Source organism: Plantactinospora sp. A48 (assembly GCF_055793945.1).
Genome location: NZ_JBTIXF010000066.1, coordinates 1 through 19,125 on the forward strand (window position 1 = coordinate 1; position 19,125 = coordinate 19,125).

The window sequence follows — 19,125 nt, forward strand, 5'->3', positions numbered from 1 at the left end:
GGGGGGTCGGGGGGAGGTGTGGGAAGAAGAGGGCCCCCAAAGGGGGAAGAAAAAAAACAGGGGACACCAACCCCAAGCCACGGAGGGGGGGGAAGTGGGCGGCCGCGGCGGTGCTGGCGGGAGTGCTGGTCGCCGGCACGATCGTGGTGAACCAGGTGTCGAGCGACTCGGGCGCGGCCCTGGACGTGTGGGGGATCGCGCTGGTCGCGCTGGCGGCGCTGGCGACGGTGTGGCTGCGCCGCGCGCCGTTCTGGGCGCTCGCCGGCGTCATGCTGTCCGTCAGCGGTTATCTCCTGGCCGGCTACCGGTACGGGCCGGTGCAGTTGTGCATGGTGGTCGCCATGTTCGAGGTGGCCCGGCGGCGGCCGCTGCGGCGCTCGGCCGCGGCGTGCGCGGTCGCGGCGCTGATGGCCTCGGCGACGGTGCTGCTGCGGTCGATGCCCCTGCTGCACCAACCGATCGTGCTCGCCCTGGGCTGGACCGGGTGGGTCGTCCTGCCCTGGTCGCTGGGGGCGCTGTCGCACGTCACAGCGGCGGCCCGGACGCGAGCCCGGTGGGACCTGGTGGCCCGGACCGCCGCCGCGGAGCGGGTACGGCTGGCCGGCGAGGTGCACGACGTGGCCGGGCACGGCTTCGCGCTGATCGCGATGCACGCCGGGATCGCGCTGCTGGTGCTCGACGAGCGCCCCGACCAGGCGCGAGCGTCGCTGGAGGCGATCAGGGCGACCAGCGGCACCTCGCTGGCCAGTCTCCGCGCCATGCTCGACGCCTTCCACCCGCGCGACGGGGAGGCGGGGCTGGCGTCCGTCGGTACGCTGGTCGACGAGGTCCGCGCGGCCGGCCTGCCGGTGGAGTTGACGACGACCGAGGTGACGCTGACCGACGAGGCCGGCTCGGTGGCGTACCGGGTGGTGCAGGAGTCGTTGACGAACGTGTTGCGACACGCCGGGCCGACCACCGCACAGGTGCGGGTGGTGCCGGTCGACGGTGAGGTGGTGGTGCAGGTCGGCGACCGTGGGTGCGGTGCCGCCGACGACGCGGCCGCGCGGGGGCGGGGGCTGGTGGGGCTGCGGGGCAGGGTCGAGGCGGTCGGCGGCCGGTTCACGGCCGGACCGCGGACCGGCGGCGGTTTCCAGGTCACGGCGTGGCTGCCAGCGGGGGGTGCCGGATGATTCGCGTGGTACTGGCCGACGACCAGGATCTGGTACGGATGGGCCTGCGGGTGCTGTTCGACCGGGAGGACGACCTGGCGGTGGTGGGTGAGGCCGCTTCCGGGTACGACGCGCTGCGGGTGGTGCGCCGGGTCCGGCCCGACGTGCTGCTGCTGGACATCCGGATGCCCGGCATGGACGGCCTGGCGACACTGCGGGCGATCGGGGCCGATCCGGACCTGGCGGACCTGCGGGTGATCGTGGTGACCACCTTCGAGATCGACAGGTACGTCTTCGAGGCGTTGCAGGCCGGCGCCGCCGGTTTCGTCCTGAAGGACACCGCTCCGGTGGATCTGGTCCGGGCGGTCCGGGTGGCGGCGGCCGGTGAGGCGTTGCTGTCGCCGTCGGTGACCCGTCGGGTGCTGGCGCTGTTCAGCCAGCCCGGTGCCGTTGTCGCCGGCATCGACACGCTGACCGACCGGGAACGGGAGATCGTGGCCTGGGTCGCCACCGGCCACACCAATGCGGAGATCGCCCGGGAACTCTCGCTGAGCCCCGCGACCGTACGCACCCACGCCAGCCGTGCGATGGTGAAGCTGAACGCCCGGACCCGGGCCCAACTCGCGGTGATCGGCGTCCGGGCCGGCCTCACCGTGAACCGATGATCGAACCGGGAAGGAGGCGGTCGCCGTGGCCGTCGGTCGGCTTCACCACCTGATCGTGGACTGCCCGGACCCGATGGCGGAGGCGCGGTTCTGGAGCGCGGTCCTGGGCGATCCGATCACGTACGCGGACGAACACGAGGACTTCGTCGTCGTGTCGACCAGTACGGCGGCGTCCGGGCTGGCGTTTCAGCGCGCGGCGGACCTGACGCCGTCGACCTGGCCGGACCCGGCGGTGCCGCAGCAGATGCACCTCGACGTGATGGTGGACGACCAGGACGCGGCGGCGCGGCAGGTGCTCGCGCTGGGCGCGCGGCAGCTACCGGGTGATCACGTCTACGCAGACCCCGCTGGCCACCCGTTCTGCCTGATCAGGCGCCCCAGCTGGGCTCCGCCGGTGAACTGAGCGCCGCCTCAGCCGGCGGTCGGATCCCGTTCGGCCGGCCCCCTGATCTCGGGCACCGCGGCCTCGGCCGGCACCGCGGCCTCGGGCAGTGCGGCCTCGGGCGGGGCGGTGGCCTCGGGCGGGGCGGTGGCCTCGGGGACCATCGCCTCGATGGTGGACAGCAGCCGCCGCACGACCGGAGGTAGCCGCTGGGTGTGGTAGGCGAGTCCGATGTCCACCGTGGGGGTCGGCGCGGTGAAGTGGCGCAGCCGTACCCCCGGCAGCCGCAACGCCCGCGCGCGGCCGGCGGGTACGGCCGCCAGCACGGACCCGGTGGCCACCGCGCGCAGCAGTTGCTCGTCGTCGGGTTCGTGGCGGACCAGGTTGAAGCCGCCGTGCGGCCAGATCTGGGCGACGGTGCGGTCGAACATGCCGGGTCCGTTCTCCCGGGGCCACATCACCGCGGGTTCACCGACGACCGCCTGCCGGGGCACCCGGCGCAGCTCGGCCAGCGGATGACCGGCCGGCACGGCGAGCAGCAGTTCCTCGGCGCAGAGGAACCGGCAGCTCAACTCGGGTTCGTACAGTGGCGGGCGGACGAACGCCGCGTCGTAGCGGCCGGTGAGCAGCCCGGCGATGTTCGGTGCGGTCCAGCCGGTCTCCGGTAGCACCTGCACGTTCGGGTTCTCCTCGCGGAACCGCGACACGAGGGCGTCGACCAGCCCACCGCGGGCTGATCTGGTGTAGGCGAGCCGGAGCTGGCCGCCCTGGCCGCGGGCGGCGACCTCGATGCGGGCCCGCGCGTTGTCGGCGTGCGCGAGCAACTCCCGCGCCTCGGTCAGCACCACGACGCCGACGGCGGTCAGGGTGCAGCCGCCCGGTCCGCGCTCCACCAGTTGGGCGCCCAGCTCACGTTCCAGCACGCGCAGCTGCTGGCTCAGCGCGGGCTGCGCGAGATGCAACCGGCGCGCGGCCCGGGTGAAGTGCAGCTCCTCCGCGAGCACCACGAAGTACCGCAGCCTGCGCAGCTCCATGTCTCAGCATAAGCGCTCCTTATCGGCCGGTAACCCGGTTGTCTTGGACAGCGCCCCGGTCGAGGTGCGTCCATGGTGAGCATGGTTGACGTTGTGGTGGTCGGCTCCGGCATCTGCGGGCTGACGAGTGCGATCAGGATGCAGCAGGCGGGCGCCTCGGTCACGGTGGTGGCGGCGGATCCGCCCGAGGACACGGTGTCCGCGGTCGCCGCCGCGGTCTGGTACCCCACGCACACCGCGGGAGATCCGCGGGTGCTCGACTGGGCCCGTCGTACCTTCGACGAGTTCACCACGCAGGCGGCGTACGGCGTGCCCGGGGTGGTCATGCGACCGACCCGGATGCTGCTGCGGACGCCCACGCCGGATCCGTGGTGGGCACCCGCCGTCCGCGACTTCCGGTCCGTGCCCGAGGAGGACATTCCACCCGGGTACGCCGGGCAGTGGCGTTTCACGGTGCCCAGCGCGGAGATGGTGCCGTACCTGCGCTGGCTGGTGGACCGGTTCGTCGCCGGGGGTGGAACCGTGCTGCGCCGCCGGCTGGCCGCGCTGGCGGACGCGACCGCGTACGCGCCGGTGGTGGTGAACGCGACCGGGCTCGCCGCCGGCGGGCTGGCGGACGACCCGACGGTACGACCGGCGCGCGGGCAGGTCGTGCTGGTCGCCAACCCGGGCCTGACGGTGTCGGTGCGGGACGAGGACCATCCGAACGGCATGGTGTACGTCCACCCGCGCTCCCGGGACGTGGTCCTCGGCGGCACGTTCGAGCCGGGCCGCGCCGATCCGGTGCCGGACGGGGTCACGGCGCGCGCGATCGTCGACCGGTGCACCTCGCTGGTGCCGCAGCTTCGCGGGGCGCGGCTGCTCGAGCACCGGGTCGGGCTGCGACCGACCCGGATCGGTGGTCCCCGGGTCGAGGCCGAAGACGGGTGGTTGGTCCACAACTACGGCCACGGCGGGGCCGGGATGACGCTGTCGTGGGGCTGCGCCGACGAGGTGACCCGGCTGGCGCTGGCGAAGGACTGACCGTTCCGGCCCAGGACGGGGAGATCCTGGGCCGGAACGTCGCGGTGATCGTCGATCCCGCTGGTCAGGTGATGTTGATGTCGCTGCACCACATGTACGTCTGGTCCTGGTGCGACGCCTGCCAGATCACGAACAGGATGTGGTTTCCGGTGTGTCCCGGGACCGAGATGTTGAACGAGATGTTCTGCGCCGGCGCGTACCGGCCGGTGGTGGTGATCAGGTCCAGGTTGCCCCACCCGAGGCGCTGGGTGGCCGGGTTGAACCCCTGCTTGGTGACGTAGACCTTGAAGAAGTCGGCGCCGTGGCTGGCCTGGTCGTACAGCTGGACGGTGAAGCTGCTGCCGACGGTGGTCGTCTTCCACGCCCCGGGCTGGTTGAGGCTGTCGTTCCTGGACAGCGCGTTGCTGCACAGCTGCCCGTCGGGCGTCTTGGCCTGGAACTGACCGCCGAGGCCGTCGCGCAGTGCGCTCATCCAGTTCCACATGGTGTCGGGGTTGGCCTGGAAGGCCTGCCAGCACATGGGGTCCTGCTGCTGCATGGCCGGGTCCATGTGATGGCTGCCCCAGGCCTGCCAGCAGTGGTAGGCGCGGGTCGCCGGGTTGACGATGGTGCCGTGGGCCTGGGCTCCGCCGGCCCAGGACACCGCGCCGGCCAGCACGGCGAACAGCAGCACGAGCCCCTGGAGGGGCCGCCGGACGGCTGACCGGGACCGTCCGCGGGTTTGATCACGACTGTGGGTGGGCATTGTTCGTCCTCCGCTCCTCGGCGCCGGATCAGGACAGGAACGCTTTCTCCCACCATTGCATTGATGTTCTCAAATATCAATGCTGATCTATCTATGGCCGGATTTGGAGCGGGCTGACCGAAGTTGGTCGAACTCCGGCGCCGGTCAGCACCAGCGTTGGTCAAACTCCGGCATGGTCACACCCCGGCGTTGGTCACACCCCGGCCGCGGCGTCGTACCGGCGGCGCAGGTCGGCCATCTCCGAGCCGACCAACGCCTCCTTGAGCGCCACCTCCGCGTACCTGGCCGGGAACATCTGCCGCAGCCGGTCGACGAACTTGACGTCGGCGGTCGCCTCGACCACCCGGATGCCCGGCGGCTCGGTGGACCTGTCGATGATCAGCGGCCCCGCCAGCTTCACCGCCACATCCCAGGGGCAGTTCGGCTCGGCCACCCCGCAGAGGTGGAAGCCGTAGACCGTCCGTACGTCGGCGAGCACGCTGGCCTCCGCCGGCTCGTACCCGTAGACGCGGACCCCGCAGATCACCGGCGGCTTCTTCTCCCCGCCGGTCGCCTGCTGAGTGCCGTGCCCGGCGTGGTTGTGCTGCCCCGGGTCCGTCTGCTCGAGCGTGGTCCGCATCCAGGACGTGAGCTGGCCCTGCAGATCCACCGGCTCCGAGTCCGAGCCGGCCGATCTGACCAGCACGATCGCGCCGGCCGCCACCACCAGCGGAATCACCACCGCCCACACCAGGCGGTTCCGGTACCACCCCACGAAACTCGCTCGGGAACTCATGATCACCTTTCGGATCCGTACGGCGGGCAGGAAAACGCGTCCGGAGGAACGCGCCCGTCGTCGTGGAACCGGCCCGGCGACGTGAGCCATTCCAGCACGCCCGGATCCGCTCGGCAACATCGACGATGTTCAGTAATTGGAAGATCGGCCAGCCATTACCGGTCGAACCGATTCATTGATTCTCATCATTAGTCGACGGCGGTGTCGGCGTGCCGGACCGGCCTGGCGGGGTTGTTCACGCCGGGTTCGGCAGGTCCATCAGGGCGAGCCTGCCCGGGTCGGTCACGGCCACGATCTCGGTGATCCGGTCGTCAACCACGGTGAACGCCAGGACCGCGAGCGGGGTGCCGTCCTCGCGCCAGGACACGAGACCGGGACGGCCGTCGACGAGTGCCACCCGGCCCAGCCCAGCGCTGGCGGCCAGCCGTGCGCCGGCGGCGACCCGGGTGGCGCCGAGCACGACGACGACACCGGTGGGGGTGTCGGCGGTCAGCTTCACCTCGGGGTCGAGCACCCGCAGCAACGCCTCGAAGTCGCCGTGCCGGGCCGCCGTCAGGAACGCCTGAACCACCCGCCGCCGCTCCCGGACCGCCCCGGCCGGCCGGTCGGCCGCCTGCACCTTCCGGCGGGCGCGGCTGGCGAGCATCTTGGTGGCGTCGGCCGACTTGCCGAGGATCACGCCGATCTCGTCGAACGGCACCGCGAACAGGTCGTGCAGCACGAACGCCAGCCGTTCGTTCGGGCGGAGCGATTCGAGCACGACCAGGAGCGCCAGCCCGACCGAGTCGGCGAGTACGGCGTCCTCCTCGGGAACCGGCGCGTCGTCGAGCGTCACCACCACGGGCACGGGCTCCCGGTCGTCGTACGGGGCGTCGGGGCGGACCCGGCGGGAGCGGAGCAGGTCGAGGCTGATCCGACCGACCACCGTGGTCAGCCAGCCGGCGAGGTTGCGGATGGTGGACGTGTCCTGGCGGGACAGCCGCAGCCACGCCTCCTGGACCACGTCCTCCGCGTCGGCGTGGGAACCGAGCATCCGGTAGGCGACCGCACGCAGCCGGTCCCGCTGGGACTCGAACGCCTCGGCCATCAGGTCGGACATGTTGTTACCTCCGTCGGATCCGCTCCGTCATGGGTGATGACGGGCTCGACCGAGCGCGGGTAACCGATGAGGGAGCAGAACGATGGAAGCACGCACCAAGGGGTCGCGGAACCCCGGGTTGTTCGCCGCGATCCAGCAGCTCAACAACGTGATCTCCGCCGGGGGTGTCGACCGGCGACTGCTGACGCTGGTGCATCTGCGGGTCAGCCAGATCAACGGATGCAGCCCGTGCGTCTTCGCCTCGATCGCGTCGGCGAAGAAGGGCGGCGAGACCGACGACCGGCTGCACAACGTGGTCGCGTGGCGTGAGACGCCCTTCTACACCGATGCGGAACGGGCGGCGCTCGCGCTGGCCGAGGCAGCCACCAGACTCCAGGACGGCGCCGCCGGGGTGACCGACGAGGTCTGGGACGCCGCCGCCGACCACTTCACCGAGGAGCAACTCAACACGATCAGCCTGGAGATCGCGCTGACCAACTTCTTCAACCGGCTCAACCGCACCAACCGGGAGCAGGCCGGCAGGACGTGGTGAGCCCCTGTCCGCCGCACGACAGCAGTGGGGCGTCCGGTCGAGGGTCGCTCAACTCAGCGGGTCCGCCCGGCTACCCTGACCGGGTCGGGTGAGGCGGCCGAACGGAAGAGGCCGGCTGGTTTCCGGTCCGGGCAACCGCCCCGACGGGGATCGCAGTCGGTGCCGGAAGCCGGTGCCGGAGAGCGCCGACCGCCAGCACACTCGGACAGATGACACGCCAAGGTCCAGGGTCGGTCAGGTTCCTCCGCTCGAAGGCCGGCATGGCGGTGGTGGGTGCGACAGCGCTGGTGATGCTGTGCTGCGGCGTACCCGGCATCATCGCCATCGTCGGCCCGGACAGCGCCAAGCAGGAGCCGGCGACCAGGTCCCCCGTCGCCGCCGCGGCCACCGCACCAACCACGGCCGCCGGGCCGGCGGTGACGTCGGCGGCGGACCCGACGTCACCGCCGGCCACCTCGCCGGCCGCCGTGGCCCCGGTCAGCGAGACCCGCACGGTCACCGAGACACAGAAGATCCCGTACCGGACCCGGAAGGTCAACGACGCCTCGTTGACCAAGGGGACCCGACGGGTGGTCACCCGGGGTGTGGCGGGCGTCAAGACCACGACATACACGGTGACCGTCACCGACGGCGTCGAGACGGCACGGAAACTGGTCGGTACGCGGGTCACGAAGGCGCCCGTCACCGAGGTTGTCAAGATCGGCACCAGGCCCGCCGCACGGTGCGACCCGAACTACAGCGGCGCCTGCGTACCCATCGCGAGCGACGTCGACTGCGCCGGCGGCAGCGGGAACGGACCCGCGTACGTCCGGGGACCGGTCCGGGTGATCGGCGACGACATCTACGACCTGGACCGCGACGGCGACGGCATCGGCTGCGACACCTGACCCGACCGCGGGTGCGTTGACGCCGGTTGGGGTCGCGATGGCGACGCGTTCGGACGGTTGTGGTACGACGCTTGGAGGGCTGAGGATACCGGGGTGACGTTCTCGACCGCGGATCGGTCAACCGGCCGGCTCGAGTTCCATGACCTGTCCGAGGTGCCCGATCAGGCACTGCTGAGCCGCGCCCACACTGACATTCTCGGCCCGAGTTTTCCGGCCAACGAGTTGGAGGACCTCGACAGTATCGCCGGTCGGCTGGCGGAGGGCGCGGCGCTGGTCGGTGTCGCGGTGCGGGACGACAGTCCCGTCGGGATCGTGGTGGTCGACCGGTTCGACCGGCCCGAGGTCCTGCTGCTCAGCTATCTCGCGGTCCACCCGGGCAACCGGGGTGGCGGCGTCGGCGGCGCCCTGCTGCGGGCCCTGCTGCCCGGCTGGCAGGCCCGGCTCGGCGCCGACTTCGTGGTGGCCGAGGTGGAGGACCCACGTTTCCACCCGGCCACCGAACACGGCGACGCCACCGAACACGGGGACCCCGACGCGCGGCTCCGGTTCTACCAGCGGGAGGGTTTCCTGCTGGTGCCCAGCCCGTTCGTGCAACCACGGGTGACCCCGGAACACGAGCCGGTCACCGGCATGCTGCTGGCCGTCGCGCCCGGCCGCCGGAAGGTGACCGCCCGCGCGCTGACCGCCTTCGTCACCGACTACTTCGAGTCCACCGACGGTCCCGAGGTACGCGACGACCCGGTCTTCGCCGCGCTGCTGGCCCGGATCAACGGGCCCGGACCCGAGCCGGTTCTGCTGGCCCCGCAGCGGTACGCCGAGATCCCGCCCCTGGACGTACCCACGGATCTGCTGCGCCACGACTACCCGGCGACCGCCGCGGCGGTGGGCCTGCTGTCCACCGACGAGCGGGCGCTGACCGTGCTGGACGACGTCTGGCGTCGCGTACTCGCCCGGATGCACGCCGGGGAGCGCCTGCCGCAGCCCCGGGCGGCAGTTCTCGCCGAACTGGTGGACGCGCTGGCCGACGCCGACCTGTTGTACGTCTCGGCGCATCCGGCCGACGCCGACGTGTTGGGTTGGTGGTTCGCGGGCGAGGACGATCCCTGGGCCGGTTGGTGGCGGACGGACCCGCCACGGTGGACCGTCGAGGTTCCGCTGCGGCAGCTCGCCACGCCGGCCGTACGGCGGCTGCCGCCGCTGCCCCGGGTGGCGATAGTGCTGTCGGACGTGGTCGGTCTGTCCGTCGCCCAGGCGGCAGCCGTGACGGAGCAGTCCGAGGACGACTACCGCGCCCTCGTGGGGGCCGCCCGTACCGAGCTGGTGTCGCTGATCGACCGGGGGCTACTGGGCGAGGAGGCCGGGGATGGATCCGTTCCTACGCTGTGACACGGTCGTCGGCCTGGCCGGCCGGATCGTCGACGGCGCCGTGCCACCGGACCGGCGGGAACTCTTCGAGCAGCACATCCTGGCCTGCCCCGCCTGCCTGTGGCAGGTGCACAAGCTGCGTGACCTGCGGACCGCCCTCGCCGAGCTGCCCGGGCGGCCGGTCCCGGACCACCTGATCACGATCGCCCGGGGCTCGGCCACGTGAACTACTACAAGTTCCTCACCGCCGGAGCGGTCGGCCCGCTCTCCGGCCACCGGTGGTCGTCCGAGTGGCTGGAGGTCGCCGAGGTCGTCCCCTGCGAGCGGGGAGTACACGCCTGCCGCGTCGCGGACCTGCCGTACTGGATCCAGGACGAGCTGTGGCGGGTCGAGCTGGCGGGTTCCGTCGCGGCCGTGGGACACAAGGTGGTGGCGCCGCGCGGGCGGCTGGCGGCGCGGGTCCCGGGCTGGGACGCCGACGCCGCCGCCGGGTACGTCCGGGCCTGCGTCGGTCGCGCGGCGTGGCACGCCGCGGCGGAGTGCGGCGACCTGGACGACGGTACGCTGCGCGCCGCGGCCGACGGACTGCTCGCGCCGGACGGCGGCCCGTCCGGCATCGACGTCGACGGCCTGCGCGAGCTTGCCCTGCGCCGGCAGGAGGCGGCGGCCCGCGCCGGCCGGCCGACCACGGCCCGGGTCTGCGGCTACCTGGCGGACGCGGTCGAGATGGTTGGCGAGTACCCGGTGGTCGCGATGGGCTACATCGCGGCCCGGGCGGCGCAGGCCCGGACGGTCACGACCGACCCGCTGACCGCCGACCGGTACGACGCGGAACGGCGCTGGCAGGCCGCCTGGCTCGCCGACCGGCTGGGCCTGGCCGACTCCGACTGAAAACCCGGTCCGCCCGGCGCCCGGTCAGGCGCCAACCGGCGGCCCGACCCGGTCGGGACCCGGACCTCAGTGGGTACGGGCGTCAGCCGGCGGCCTCGGCGGCGACGCGCTCGGCCAGCCGGTCGATCCGGTCGAGGTCGGCCGTCTCGTCGTGCTCGACGTCCTCGGCCACCTCACCCCAGAGGTCGGTGAACGCGGACACCCGCAGGTGCAGTTCCTCCTCGGACGGCCCCCGGGGAAAGACCGGATAGGAGTTCGGCGACCCGCCGATCGATCCGCCGGACAGCGATTCGTGGCCCGGCCCGCCGGACAGCGATTCTTCGCCCGGCCCGCCAGACAGCGATTCTTCGCCCGGCCCGCCGGACAGCGATCCGCCGATCGGCTCGACGAGCGCGGCCAGGATCGCCGGGCGCAGCGGATGGTCGACACGAGCCAGCGCGAACGCGGTCGCCCGGTCCGTCATCTCCTGGTAGAACCGCCGGGTGTACTCGTCGGGCGCGCTGACCGCGTGGTCCACATCGCTGGTCGCCCGGTGGAACAGGAAGGCGCACAGCACGGCCCGGCCGTACTCTTCGGCCGCAATGACCTGGCCGGAGCCGGAGCCGGAGCCGGGGTCGGGGTCGGGGTCGGGGTCGGAGGCCGAGCCCTGGCCCGAGCCGGCGCCGGAGGCCGCGAACAGGTCACCGAGGCAGCGGTGCAGGTTGGCCAGCAGCTCCCAGTCCAGGTCGTCGTCCTCGGCCAGCGTCCGCAGCCAGGTGCTCGACTGGCGGCATCGGGCGCCGGCGGCGGCCCGGTCCCCCGCCGTGATCGTCACGTCGGCCCACTCGAAGTACAGCCAGGCCAGCATCACCGGGTCATCCTGGTCCAGAAACTCGCGCTCCAGCCGGGCGTACCCGGCCTCGGCCTCGGCGAGCCGGCCGTCGTACCAGTTTCCGTGCGCGGTGAACAGCCGCAGGTAGAGCCAGGCCCGGTGCCGGGTCTGCTGGACGCTCTCCGGATACCGCGCGTCCTGCCAGCCGCCGCGCAGGCCGCACAGCTCGCCGATCGAGCGCAGTGCCCGGCGTACCTCGGTCCAGTGCGGGCCGGCCGGCTTGTCCGGCCCGAGCGAGTAGTTGTCCTGGAAGCGAAGAAGCTGCTCCAGCAGGGACTGGTCCAGGTCGTCCCGGCCGGCCCGCTGCCAACTTTCCAGCAGTTGCTGGCAGAACGGGAAGTCGACATAGAGGCCCCACCACCAGAACGCCTCCAGGTACAGCACGACGAACTGGGCACGGGTCACCTCCCGCCGGTCCGGAAGCTGGGCTGCGTGGAACAGCCACTCCGTCTCGTACAACTGCCACTCGGCGTCCTCGAACTTGTACCAGGACCCGTACGGCTTCGTGACCTTGTCTTCCTCCCAGGAGTCCAGCTTGTTGTAGTAGTAGTCGGCGGCCCGGCGGTGCACGTCCAGCCAGAGATCGGGCTGGAAGCGGCGGACCGCGTCCGACATGGCGGGCCGGATGAACTCGTGCAGCCGGTACAGGCCGGCGACGGGCAGCGGATCGAGCAGGCTCAGCCGTTCGAACCGCCGTACCGCGATCCCGACCGAGGCGGCATGGGCTGCGGCGTCCTCGCCGTGGACCAGGGCCGCCAGCATCGGTACGTCGAAGGTGTTCAGCAGAGACGCGACCTCGGCCACCCGCCACACCTCGTGGTGCCGGTCCGCGTCGATCACCCTCCGGACGACCTCGTCCGGGTGCAGGTTGCCGTCGCTGGACAGGCTGGCCAGCATCCCGCGCAGCCGCACCGGGTCCAAGCCGCCGTCCGGGTGCGTGCGGATGAGGTGGGTGACCAGGTTGAGGCCATACGGATGACCGCCGGTGAAGTCGACGACCACCCGCGCCAGTCGGGACCCGGACGACTCACCGAACGAGTGCGTCAGGTAGGCGCTGACCTCGGCCAGGGAGAAGCGCCGCAGTTCCTGGGTGCGCTCCGGATCCAGCAGGCCACGCCCGTGCGCGGCGTACTCGCCGGGAAACATCGGCAGCACGACCGTCGTGTCACGCATCCGGGCGACCAGCCGGACGAACCACTGGCCGACCGCGTCGTCGATGAGCGTCTCGAAACCGTCGAACACCAGCACAGCCCGGCGGCCGGCCAGCCAGGTGCGCCAGTCCGCGAGGAACGCCTCGTCGACCCGGGCCTGCGCGTTGCGGATCCGCTCGGTCGGATTGGTCTGCGCTTCGTTGACCGTGGTCGCGATCTCGACGTTCCGGATCTCGCCACGCCACCCCCCAGACTGCAGGTTGTGCTGCACGTTGATCGTCGAGCTGCCCACGTTCTGCGACTTTTCGACGGCCACCTGGAATCCGGCGAACCGCTCGGCGATGTTCTTCACCAGGTCGAGGAGGAGCTTGGTGGAATTGCCGAGCAGCAGGTGCGAGGAGGCGACCGTCGCGTCGTCCTCGTACTGGCCGCTGTACGACTCGCTCAGCCCGTACAGCAACAGTGAGGCGTCGTCCTGCTCGGGCAGCAGGAGGACGTCCGGCAGGTCCCGCCGGATCGCCGCGCGCAACTGGCTCAGGAAAGAGGACTTCCCCATGCCGTGGCCACCGAGAATGATCAGCGGGCCGTGCCCCAGGGTCTGGATCCGGCGCAGCACCCAGCGCAGTTCGAGATCCCGATCGATCAGGCCGTCGGTCACCCGGATCACCCGGTCCGGGCGGTCGCTCCCGGTCGTGGCCGGGATCGGGTGCGCGGGCACCGTCGGCCGCGCGGCCGGGATGACCGGGCCGGTCACCACCGGCGGCGGCACCGGGGTGGTGGTCGCCACCGGGGCCGGTGTCGGGCCGGTCACCGCCGGCGGCGCCGGCGCCACCGGTGGCGGTGCCGGCGCTGCGTCCGCTGCCGGCGGCGCTGCGTCCGCTGCCGGCGGCGCTGCGTCCGCTGCCGGCGGCGCTGCGTGCGCTGCCGGGGCTGCCTGCGGCGCTGCCGGCGATGCGGGGGGTCTGGCCGGTGGTGCGGGCATGGCCGGTGGGGTGAGCGGGTCGGGCGTGTAGTCGCCGATCCAGACGTCCTCGACCAGGCCGCCCAGGCCGGTGGTGATCTCCGTGCCGTGGCCACGGTTGGAGAGGAGGATCCGGCGGATCTTGCCGGAGCGCCCGGCCCGGATGACATTGCCGAACCGGGTCACCGCCGGTCCGGCCGCGCTCGGACCGAGCACGAAGAGGGCGGCCAGGAAACCTCCGATCCCGGCCAGCCAGGACACCACCTCGACCCCGCGCAGTCCCCAGACGACCGCGACGGCCCCGAGGCCCACGGCGATCACCAGGGACATGACGGTCCACAAGGTCCTCTTCGCCGGTCTCTTCACGATTACAGCTTCCGGGTGTCCGGCCTGGAGGGTCGTCAGGTGTTTGCGCCGTTCTTCTCGATGAACCGCCAGAATCGCCCGCCGGGACGGCACGGCTTTCCGCGACCCGCCTCGTCGGGCTGACAGATCTGCGGAGGTTCCGCAGGTGGCACGGGATCCCGCCCGGATCCGTCCGGGGTCAGCGGTCGGCCATCAGCCACCGGGTGACGGCGGTGCCTGCCGTAGTAATGGACGTGCGGGCGCGCTCGGCGGGCCGTTAGGGTCGCCCGGTGGCGTCGAACCTGGACTGTGTTGGGCTGTCGGTCTCGGACCGCGAGGCGATGCATCGGCTGGCGGTTTCGGCCATCGAGACGGGCGAGCTGATCGCCCGACGCGGTGACCGTTTCCTGTACCGCTGGCAGGATCCCAGCGGAGCGCGGCTGGTCGTGTCGACCGAGGGTCGCCAGATCGTGGACTTCCTGCCGTCGCTGGCGGCGGAGCCGGGTGCCCGACTCGCCCAGGTCCGCGCGGAGAACGACGAGGTGGCGTTCGCCGACGTGCTCGACGACGACGGGGAGCTGGTCACCCGGTTGGCCGCGGAGTTCGAGCAGCGCAGCATGTTCCCGGCCGATCCGGTCGAGGGCCGGGCGAGCCTCGTCGCGCTGGGGGTCGACATGACCGTGCACGCCTCGACGGAGGCGTTCGCCGAGTCCGACGCCAGCCTGCTCAGCGGCGGTAGCGGTGTGGACAGCAGCGGCGGTGACGGTGGGAGCGGCGGTGGCGGCGGCCGAAGCGGCGCCGCCGGTGGTGAGGATCGCGGCGAGCCGCCCGCGCACTACGTCGAGAACGGATGGTCGTGGCCGCCCCGGATGGCCACCGAGTCGTTCATCTCGTACGGGGTGTTCAACCAGGGCGAGGCGGCGGAGGCGTACGCCCGACTCAACGGTGTGGTGCTGGCCGCCGACGTGCGGACGGTGACCGCGACCGGGCAGCGGTTCGTCGCCGCCCGGGTCCGCTGCGCCGGGTTCGAGGCCGACGTGTGCCTGCCGGCCGAGGTGGAGACCACGGCACCGGCGCCGGGCAGCGTGGTCGCCGGCACGGCGTTCCTGGTCGCCTCGCTGCCGGAGCTGCCGCTGCCCCGGGAGACGCCCGGCCGCTCCTGGCTGCCCTGGCGACGGCGCTGAGGAAGCGACCCAGCCGGACAACACCGGTGGGCGACGCCTGTGCCGAGGCAGCCGCCTCCTACGGGTACAGCGCTCCGATCGTCAGCTTCGCGGCCTGGGCGATCAGCTTGTCGTCGTACGCGGCGTCTTTAGTGTCGCGGCTGGACAGGATCGCCAGCACGATGGGAGCGTGACCCGGGGGCCACACCACCCCGATGTCGTTGCGGGTGCCGTACCCGCCGGAGCCCGTCTTGTCGCCGACCTGCCAGCCGGCCGGCACCGCGGCCCGGATGAGCGTGTCCCCGGTGGTGTTTCCCCTGAGCCACCCGGTCAGCGTGGCGCGGTCGTCGGCGGCGAGCGCGTCGCCGACGACGTACGCCCGCAGGTCGGCGGCGAGCGCCCGGGGGCTGCTGGTGTCCCGCCGGTCGCCGGGCGCGGCCTCGTTGAGGTCCGGCTCGGTCCGCTCCGGGTCGGTGACCTGATCACCGAGGGCGCGCAACGTCCGCTTGAACCCGGCTGGACCGCCGAGCCGCTTGAGCAGGAGGTTGCCGGCGGTGTTGTCGCTGTACCGCACGGCGGCGTCGGCCAACTCCCCCAGGGTCATCCCCTTCGCCACGTTGCGCTCGGTGACCGGCGAGTGCGCCAGCAGCTCGGCCCGTGAGTAGCGGACGACCTGGTCAAGCTCGGCGGTCGAGGTGGACCTCAACACGGCCGCGGCGGCGAGTGCCTTGAAGGTCGATGCGTACCCGAACCGCTCGTCGGCGCGATGCCGCACCACCCGGCCCGTACCGGTGTCGACGGCGTAGATCCCGAGGCGGGCGTGGAACGCCGCCTCCAGCCGGGCGAAGTCCGGCGTCACCACCGGCGGCGTCACGGAGCCGCCGGCCGGGCCGGGTGGGGCGGTGGCCGGGCTGGGTTGGCCGCCATTTTGGCCCGACGCGGCGGCCGGGGTCGACCCGGGCGCGGTCGGGGCATCGGTTGTCGAACAGGCCGCGAGTGCGGCGAGTACCAGCCCGGCGGTGACCGTCGCGGCGCTCAAGCGAACCCCGAGGATCACTCGTGACCACGCCCCATCGCCCGTGGCCGTCGGCCGCCGCCCAAACATCCCGAATTCCACGCTGTCCAGGCTAAGTCTCAGGCACGGTAAGACGCGGCGGGCACGGCGGTGACGAAGGTCGACACTGTCGGTCCGATCCGGTGACACGTACCGGACAGCGCCGGCCGGCGCGGGGCAGCAGGATCTTCACAAGAAGATCCGCATCCACGGGAGGCAGAGAACATGCGGAAACTGAGAATTGTCGGAGCCACTGTCCTGTCCGCAGCGCTCGTGGCGTTCAGCCCGACCCCGGCGCACGCCGCGACCAGCGCCACCTTCTACAACGACTACCTGCTCGTCTACGTCGACGCCGGGCAGAGCTTCCCGTACGTGAAGGTCTGCGACCGCAAGACGGACGGCGAGCGGGTCGGGGTGGAGGTCTCGGGTTCCTTCCACGCCTGGTTCACCAGCGCGGAGGACACCAACGGCAGCAACGGGACCTCGGACTCCGCATGCGGCATCGGGTACTTCTCCGAGTCACCCGAGCACAACGAGCGGATCTACATCGAGGGCTGGCGGCAGAACGGGGCGAGCGGCACCCCGCACAACTGGCTCGACGGCGCCTTCACCTTCACCGGCTGACGGCCAGCACCGGCGTTGTCCGCCGAGCCTCTGTGGGCGGGAGCGGTCGACGCCGCGACAGAAGGATCCGAATGGTGCCGCTCTGACCTTTCCTTCCCGCTGACAGCGCGCCTGTGTCGGAAGTAGCTCGGAGCGGCGGTTTTGTTGCCGTACATGATGGGCGTACGGGCGCGGAGGGTGAGCCGCTGGGATCCGCCCGTGGCGTCGAACCTGGACCGCGTGGGCATCCAGTAGGCCAGTCGGTGGGGATCACCCTGTGGTCACGAACCGGACCGGTTCGTCGAGTAACGTGGCCGCGCCGCGGAAGTCGGCGAGCCGGGCGGCCACGGTGGCCATGGCCAGCCGGTCCGGCAGGGCAGCGCTGAACTTGAGCCCCCGTACCGCTCGCTCGTTGACCTCGGGTAGGCAGAGCCGGTGCCCCGCGTCGGCGGTCAGCGCACTCCAGTCGCCCGGGGTCAGGTCGGCACGCAGCCGGATGGCGTAGTCGTCGAAACGGTGCGCGGGGTCGACCACCTCGCCGAGGGTCGCCGTGAGGGTGGCGTTGGCCCGCAGCCCCGCCCAGGTCCACCACCGGAGATCACCACGCTTGTCGCGCAGGATCACACTGCCGCCCGGATGTACCAGCGACATCCACTCGTCGCGTTGCACCGCCAGCCGGTCCCGGGCGCGACCGGTCAGCCGGACGGGTGGATCGGCACCGAGCAGCACCTCACGCATGGCGCGGGCAAGCTCGACACCGAGCCCGACCCAGCCGGTGCCGGGCCACCGGGCCCGGCCACCGCCGTCGGCCGGTTCGACGAAACACCGACGGCGACGCCAGTCCACGTACGTCACCCGCCAGCTACGGCCACCGAGCAGCAGCAGCCGGGGGCCCTCCACCTTCTCGGTGAGCAGGTCCGGGTTGATCCGGCCCAGCTCGGATCGGCCGTGCAGGGCGGTGAACTCGGGTGGACCGGTGAACACGGCCGTCAGCTCCATGAAGTGCCGCCGACCGAACTGTTCCTCGGCGGTGGGTCCGATGAACAGCATGCCGCCGTCGCTGTCGAGGTAGCCGAGTTCGACGAGGTGCCGCAGGATCGGCTCGGCGCCACGGCCAAAGGGCACCAGTTGGTTCCACCAGCGGTCCCAGAGTTGGTCTCCAACGCGCTGCTCCTGCAGGCAGAGTGCGAGGAACTGCTGGGCGACGATGTGTCGGGGTTCGGGCGGAGGCACGACCGGTTCGACCCAGCCCTGGCTCCAGCGCAGCAGCAGACCTGCGGCGGCCACCAGGGAGCCCGGGCTCCGGCACAGGAACAGACAGTTGCGGGCGCTGCCGGGCCGGCGGCCGGTGCGGCCCAAGCGCTGCAGGAACGATGCCACGGTGCTCGGGGTGTCAACCTGAATGACCCGGTCGAGGTCGCCGACGTCGATGCCGAGTTCGAGGGTGCTGGTGGCGACGATGACGCAGTCCCGTGCCTCGGCGAACGCCTGCTCGGAGCGCCGCCGCTCCTCAGCCGAGAGGGATGCGTGCGACAGGAACGTGGTGACGCCACGCTCCCGGAGCAACTGGCCGAGTTCCTCGACAGTCTGCCGGGCCTCGCAGAACACCAACCGCTTCTCCCCGGCGTGCAGCGCGGCGATCACGGTGGCCGCGTTGGCCAGCGTGCCGACGTAGTCGAGTTCGATCTCACCGGGCGGCGGCGTACCGGCCGGAAGCGGGACTGGACCGGCCAGATCCGGGGCGATCACCCGGGCTGGCCGGTGACCCGCGCCAGAGCCCTGCAACCAGGTCAGCAGCTGCTCGGGGTTGCCCACGGTGGCGGACAGGCCGACCCGTTGCAGGGGCCGGCCGATGACGTGGCTGAGCCGTTCCAGCACGGCGAGCAGGTGCCACCCCCGGTCGTCGCCGGCGAAGGCGTGCACCTCGTCCACCACCACGACGCGCAGGTCGGCGAAGAACTGCCGATGGTCGACGTTGACGCTCACCAGCATCGCTTCCAGGGATTCCGGGGTGGTGAGCAGAATGTCCGGGCGTTGCCAGAGAATGGTGCGCCGCGTGGAGGCCGCGATGTCACCGTGCCACAGCGCTGCCGCGCGTCCGAGCCAGCCCACATACCGCTCAAGTCGCGGGTGCAGGTTGTTGAGCAGGGCCTTGAGCGGGCAGAGGTAGAGCACGGAGGTGCCCGTCCAATGTTCGGCAGCCATCCGGGACAGCAGCGGAAACACGGCGGCCTCGGTCTTGCCGCCGGCGGTGGGTGCCAGCAGCAGTGCGTCCTCACCTGCGATCAACGGGGCAACCGCGGCACGCTGCAGGGGCCGCAGGTCGGGCCAGGCCAGGGTGTTGACGATGTGGTGCAGCACCACCGGATCGAGGGCGCTCACCGAGCCAGACCTGTTTCCGTCCGCAAAGCGCGCAAGACCGGTCCGC

General features: G+C 71.9%; 18 protein-coding genes. 11 read left to right on the forward strand and 7 right to left on the reverse strand.

The genetic code is table 11. The annotated features are described in order from the left end of the window. Nucleotides 1-110: 110 nt before the first annotated feature. Genes ACXN5W_RS25305 through ACXN5W_RS25315 form a run of 3 tightly spaced genes read left to right on the forward strand, consistent with a single transcriptional unit; the run spans nucleotide 111 to nucleotide 2,219 of the window. Nucleotides 111-1,172 (forward strand): sensor histidine kinase, encoded by a 1,062-nt coding sequence (locus ACXN5W_RS25305; RefSeq protein ID WP_473160873.1) that lies wholly within the window; start codon nucleotides 111-113, stop codon nucleotides 1,170-1,172. Then, nucleotides 1,169-1,816 (forward strand): response regulator, encoded by a 648-nt coding sequence (locus ACXN5W_RS25310; protein WP_473160874.1) that lies wholly within the window; start codon nucleotides 1,169-1,171, stop codon nucleotides 1,814-1,816. Before ACXN5W_RS25305 ends, ACXN5W_RS25310 begins: the two co-directional genes overlap by 4 nt. Nucleotides 1,817-1,841: 25 nt before the next feature. Beyond that, nucleotides 1,842-2,219, forward strand: a complete 378-nt coding sequence (locus ACXN5W_RS25315) for a VOC family protein (RefSeq protein WP_473160875.1) — start codon at nucleotides 1,842-1,844, stop codon at nucleotides 2,217-2,219. Nucleotides 2,220-2,227: 8 nt separating this feature from the next. Here ACXN5W_RS25315 and ACXN5W_RS25320 read toward each other — a convergent pair whose 3' ends face one another. Further along, nucleotides 2,228-3,232, reverse strand: coding sequence for a LysR family transcriptional regulator (locus ACXN5W_RS25320; RefSeq protein WP_473160876.1), 1,005 nt, complete (start codon nucleotides 3,230-3,232; stop codon nucleotides 2,228-2,230). Between the two features lie 72 nt (nucleotides 3,233-3,304). On the opposite strand from ACXN5W_RS25320, the gene ACXN5W_RS25325 reads away from it, so the two are divergent. Beyond that, on the forward strand, nucleotides 3,305-4,255 hold the full coding sequence (locus tag ACXN5W_RS25325; RefSeq protein WP_473160877.1) for an FAD-dependent oxidoreductase: 951 nt from the start codon (nucleotides 3,305-3,307) through the stop codon (nucleotides 4,253-4,255). Between the two features lie 64 nt (nucleotides 4,256-4,319). On the opposite strand, the gene ACXN5W_RS25330 is transcribed toward ACXN5W_RS25325, so the two are convergent. The 3 genes from ACXN5W_RS25330 to ACXN5W_RS25340 form a co-directional block, all read right to left on the reverse strand. Continuing rightward, on the reverse strand, nucleotides 4,320-5,000 hold the full coding sequence (locus ACXN5W_RS25330; protein ID WP_473160878.1) for a lytic polysaccharide monooxygenase auxiliary activity family 9 protein: 681 nt from the start codon (nucleotides 4,998-5,000) through the stop codon (nucleotides 4,320-4,322). Between the two features lie 193 nt (nucleotides 5,001-5,193). After that, complete coding sequence (locus ACXN5W_RS25335) at nucleotides 5,194-5,775, reverse strand: hypothetical protein (protein WP_473160879.1); 582 nt, start codon at nucleotides 5,773-5,775, stop codon at nucleotides 5,194-5,196. A gap of 235 nt (nucleotides 5,776-6,010) precedes the next feature. Beyond that, the gene (locus ACXN5W_RS25340) at nucleotides 6,011-6,874 is read right to left on the reverse strand and encodes a sigma-70 family RNA polymerase sigma factor (RefSeq protein ID WP_473160880.1); all 864 of its coding nucleotides are present in this window, start codon (nucleotides 6,872-6,874) and stop codon (nucleotides 6,011-6,013) included. 82 nt (nucleotides 6,875-6,956) lie between these two features. Between ACXN5W_RS25340 and ACXN5W_RS25345 the strand changes: the two genes are divergently transcribed. The 5 genes from ACXN5W_RS25345 (at nucleotide 6,957) to ACXN5W_RS25365 (ending at nucleotide 10,549) form a co-directional block, all read left to right on the forward strand. Next, nucleotides 6,957-7,406, forward strand: a complete 450-nt coding sequence (locus ACXN5W_RS25345; RefSeq protein ID WP_473160881.1) for a carboxymuconolactone decarboxylase family protein — start codon at nucleotides 6,957-6,959, stop codon at nucleotides 7,404-7,406. 209 nt (nucleotides 7,407-7,615) lie between these two features. Beyond that, nucleotides 7,616-8,293 (forward strand): G5 domain-containing protein, encoded by a 678-nt coding sequence (locus ACXN5W_RS25350; RefSeq protein WP_473160882.1) that lies wholly within the window; start codon nucleotides 7,616-7,618, stop codon nucleotides 8,291-8,293. Nucleotides 8,294-8,386: 93 nt separating this feature from the next. Continuing rightward, nucleotides 8,387-9,679, forward strand: coding sequence for a GNAT family N-acetyltransferase (locus tag ACXN5W_RS25355; RefSeq protein ID WP_473160883.1), 1,293 nt, complete (start codon nucleotides 8,387-8,389; stop codon nucleotides 9,677-9,679). Further along, nucleotides 9,657-9,884, forward strand: a complete 228-nt coding sequence (locus ACXN5W_RS25360) for an anti-sigma factor family protein (RefSeq protein ID WP_473160884.1) — start codon at nucleotides 9,657-9,659, stop codon at nucleotides 9,882-9,884. The genes ACXN5W_RS25355 and ACXN5W_RS25360 overlap by 23 nt, the downstream gene beginning before the upstream one ends. Next, nucleotides 9,881-10,549, forward strand: a complete 669-nt coding sequence (locus tag ACXN5W_RS25365) for a hypothetical protein (protein WP_473160885.1) — start codon at nucleotides 9,881-9,883, stop codon at nucleotides 10,547-10,549. The genes ACXN5W_RS25360 and ACXN5W_RS25365 overlap by 4 nt, the downstream gene beginning before the upstream one ends. Before the next feature lie 82 nt (nucleotides 10,550-10,631). On the opposite strand, the gene ACXN5W_RS25370 is transcribed toward ACXN5W_RS25365, so the two are convergent. Further along, nucleotides 10,632-13,862: a hypothetical protein gene (locus ACXN5W_RS25370; protein WP_473160886.1), complete on the reverse strand. Its 3,231-nt coding sequence runs from the start codon at nucleotides 13,860-13,862 to the stop codon at nucleotides 10,632-10,634. Between the two features lie 305 nt (nucleotides 13,863-14,167). Here ACXN5W_RS25370 and ACXN5W_RS25375 point away from each other — a divergent pair, with 305 nt between their 5' ends. Continuing rightward, on the forward strand, nucleotides 14,168-15,061 hold the full coding sequence (locus ACXN5W_RS25375; RefSeq protein ID WP_473160887.1) for a hypothetical protein: 894 nt from the start codon (nucleotides 14,168-14,170) through the stop codon (nucleotides 15,059-15,061). A 58-nt stretch (nucleotides 15,062-15,119) separates the two neighbouring features. Here ACXN5W_RS25375 and bla read toward each other — a convergent pair whose 3' ends face one another. After that, nucleotides 15,120-16,145, reverse strand: coding sequence for a class A beta-lactamase (gene bla / locus ACXN5W_RS25380; RefSeq protein WP_473160901.1), 1,026 nt, complete (start codon nucleotides 16,143-16,145; stop codon nucleotides 15,120-15,122). Between the two features lie 174 nt (nucleotides 16,146-16,319). Here bla and ACXN5W_RS25385 point away from each other — a divergent pair, with 174 nt between their 5' ends. After that, entirely contained in the window at nucleotides 16,320-16,718 is a 399-nt protein-coding gene (locus tag ACXN5W_RS25385) for a hypothetical protein (RefSeq protein ID WP_473160888.1), read from the forward strand. 249 nt (nucleotides 16,719-16,967) lie between these two features. Here ACXN5W_RS25385 and ACXN5W_RS25390 read toward each other — a convergent pair whose 3' ends face one another. After that, a complete protein-coding gene (locus ACXN5W_RS25390) occupies nucleotides 16,968-19,079 on the reverse strand; it encodes a DEAD/DEAH box helicase (RefSeq protein WP_473160889.1) in 2,112 nt (703 codons plus the stop codon). Nucleotides 19,080-19,125 lie beyond the last annotated feature (46 nt).

Excerpts from the sequence above, each read along its gene's own strand:
- ACXN5W_RS25370 (WP_473160886.1), bottom strand. The coding sequence starts at position 13,862 with ATGTCCCTGGTGATCGCCGTGGGCCTCGGGGCCGTCGCGGTCGTCTGG.
- ACXN5W_RS25350 (WP_473160882.1), top strand. The coding sequence starts at position 7,616 with ATGACACGCCAAGGTCCAGGGTCGGTCAGGTTCCTCCGCTCGAAGGCC.
- ACXN5W_RS25325 (WP_473160877.1), top strand. The coding sequence starts at position 3,305 with ATGGTGAGCATGGTTGACGTTGTGGTGGTCGGCTCCGGCATCTGCGGG.
- bla (WP_473160901.1), bottom strand. The coding sequence starts at position 16,145 with ATGTTTGGGCGGCGGCCGACGGCCACGGGCGATGGGGCGTGGTCACGA.
- ACXN5W_RS25330 (WP_473160878.1), bottom strand. The coding sequence starts at position 5,000 with ATGCCCACCCACAGTCGTGATCAAACCCGCGGACGGTCCCGGTCAGCC.
- ACXN5W_RS25320 (WP_473160876.1), bottom strand. The coding sequence starts at position 3,232 with ATGGAGCTGCGCAGGCTGCGGTACTTCGTGGTGCTCGCGGAGGAGCTG.
- ACXN5W_RS25335 (WP_473160879.1), bottom strand. The coding sequence starts at position 5,775 with ATGAGTTCCCGAGCGAGTTTCGTGGGGTGGTACCGGAACCGCCTGGTG.
- ACXN5W_RS25385 (WP_473160888.1), top strand. The coding sequence starts at position 16,320 with ATGCGGAAACTGAGAATTGTCGGAGCCACTGTCCTGTCCGCAGCGCTC.
- ACXN5W_RS25340 (WP_473160880.1), bottom strand. The coding sequence starts at position 6,874 with ATGTCCGACCTGATGGCCGAGGCGTTCGAGTCCCAGCGGGACCGGCTG.
- ACXN5W_RS25310 (WP_473160874.1), top strand. The coding sequence starts at position 1,169 with ATGATTCGCGTGGTACTGGCCGACGACCAGGATCTGGTACGGATGGGC.
- ACXN5W_RS25345 (WP_473160881.1), top strand. The coding sequence starts at position 6,957 with ATGGAAGCACGCACCAAGGGGTCGCGGAACCCCGGGTTGTTCGCCGCG.
- ACXN5W_RS25360 (WP_473160884.1), top strand. The coding sequence starts at position 9,657 with ATGGATCCGTTCCTACGCTGTGACACGGTCGTCGGCCTGGCCGGCCGG.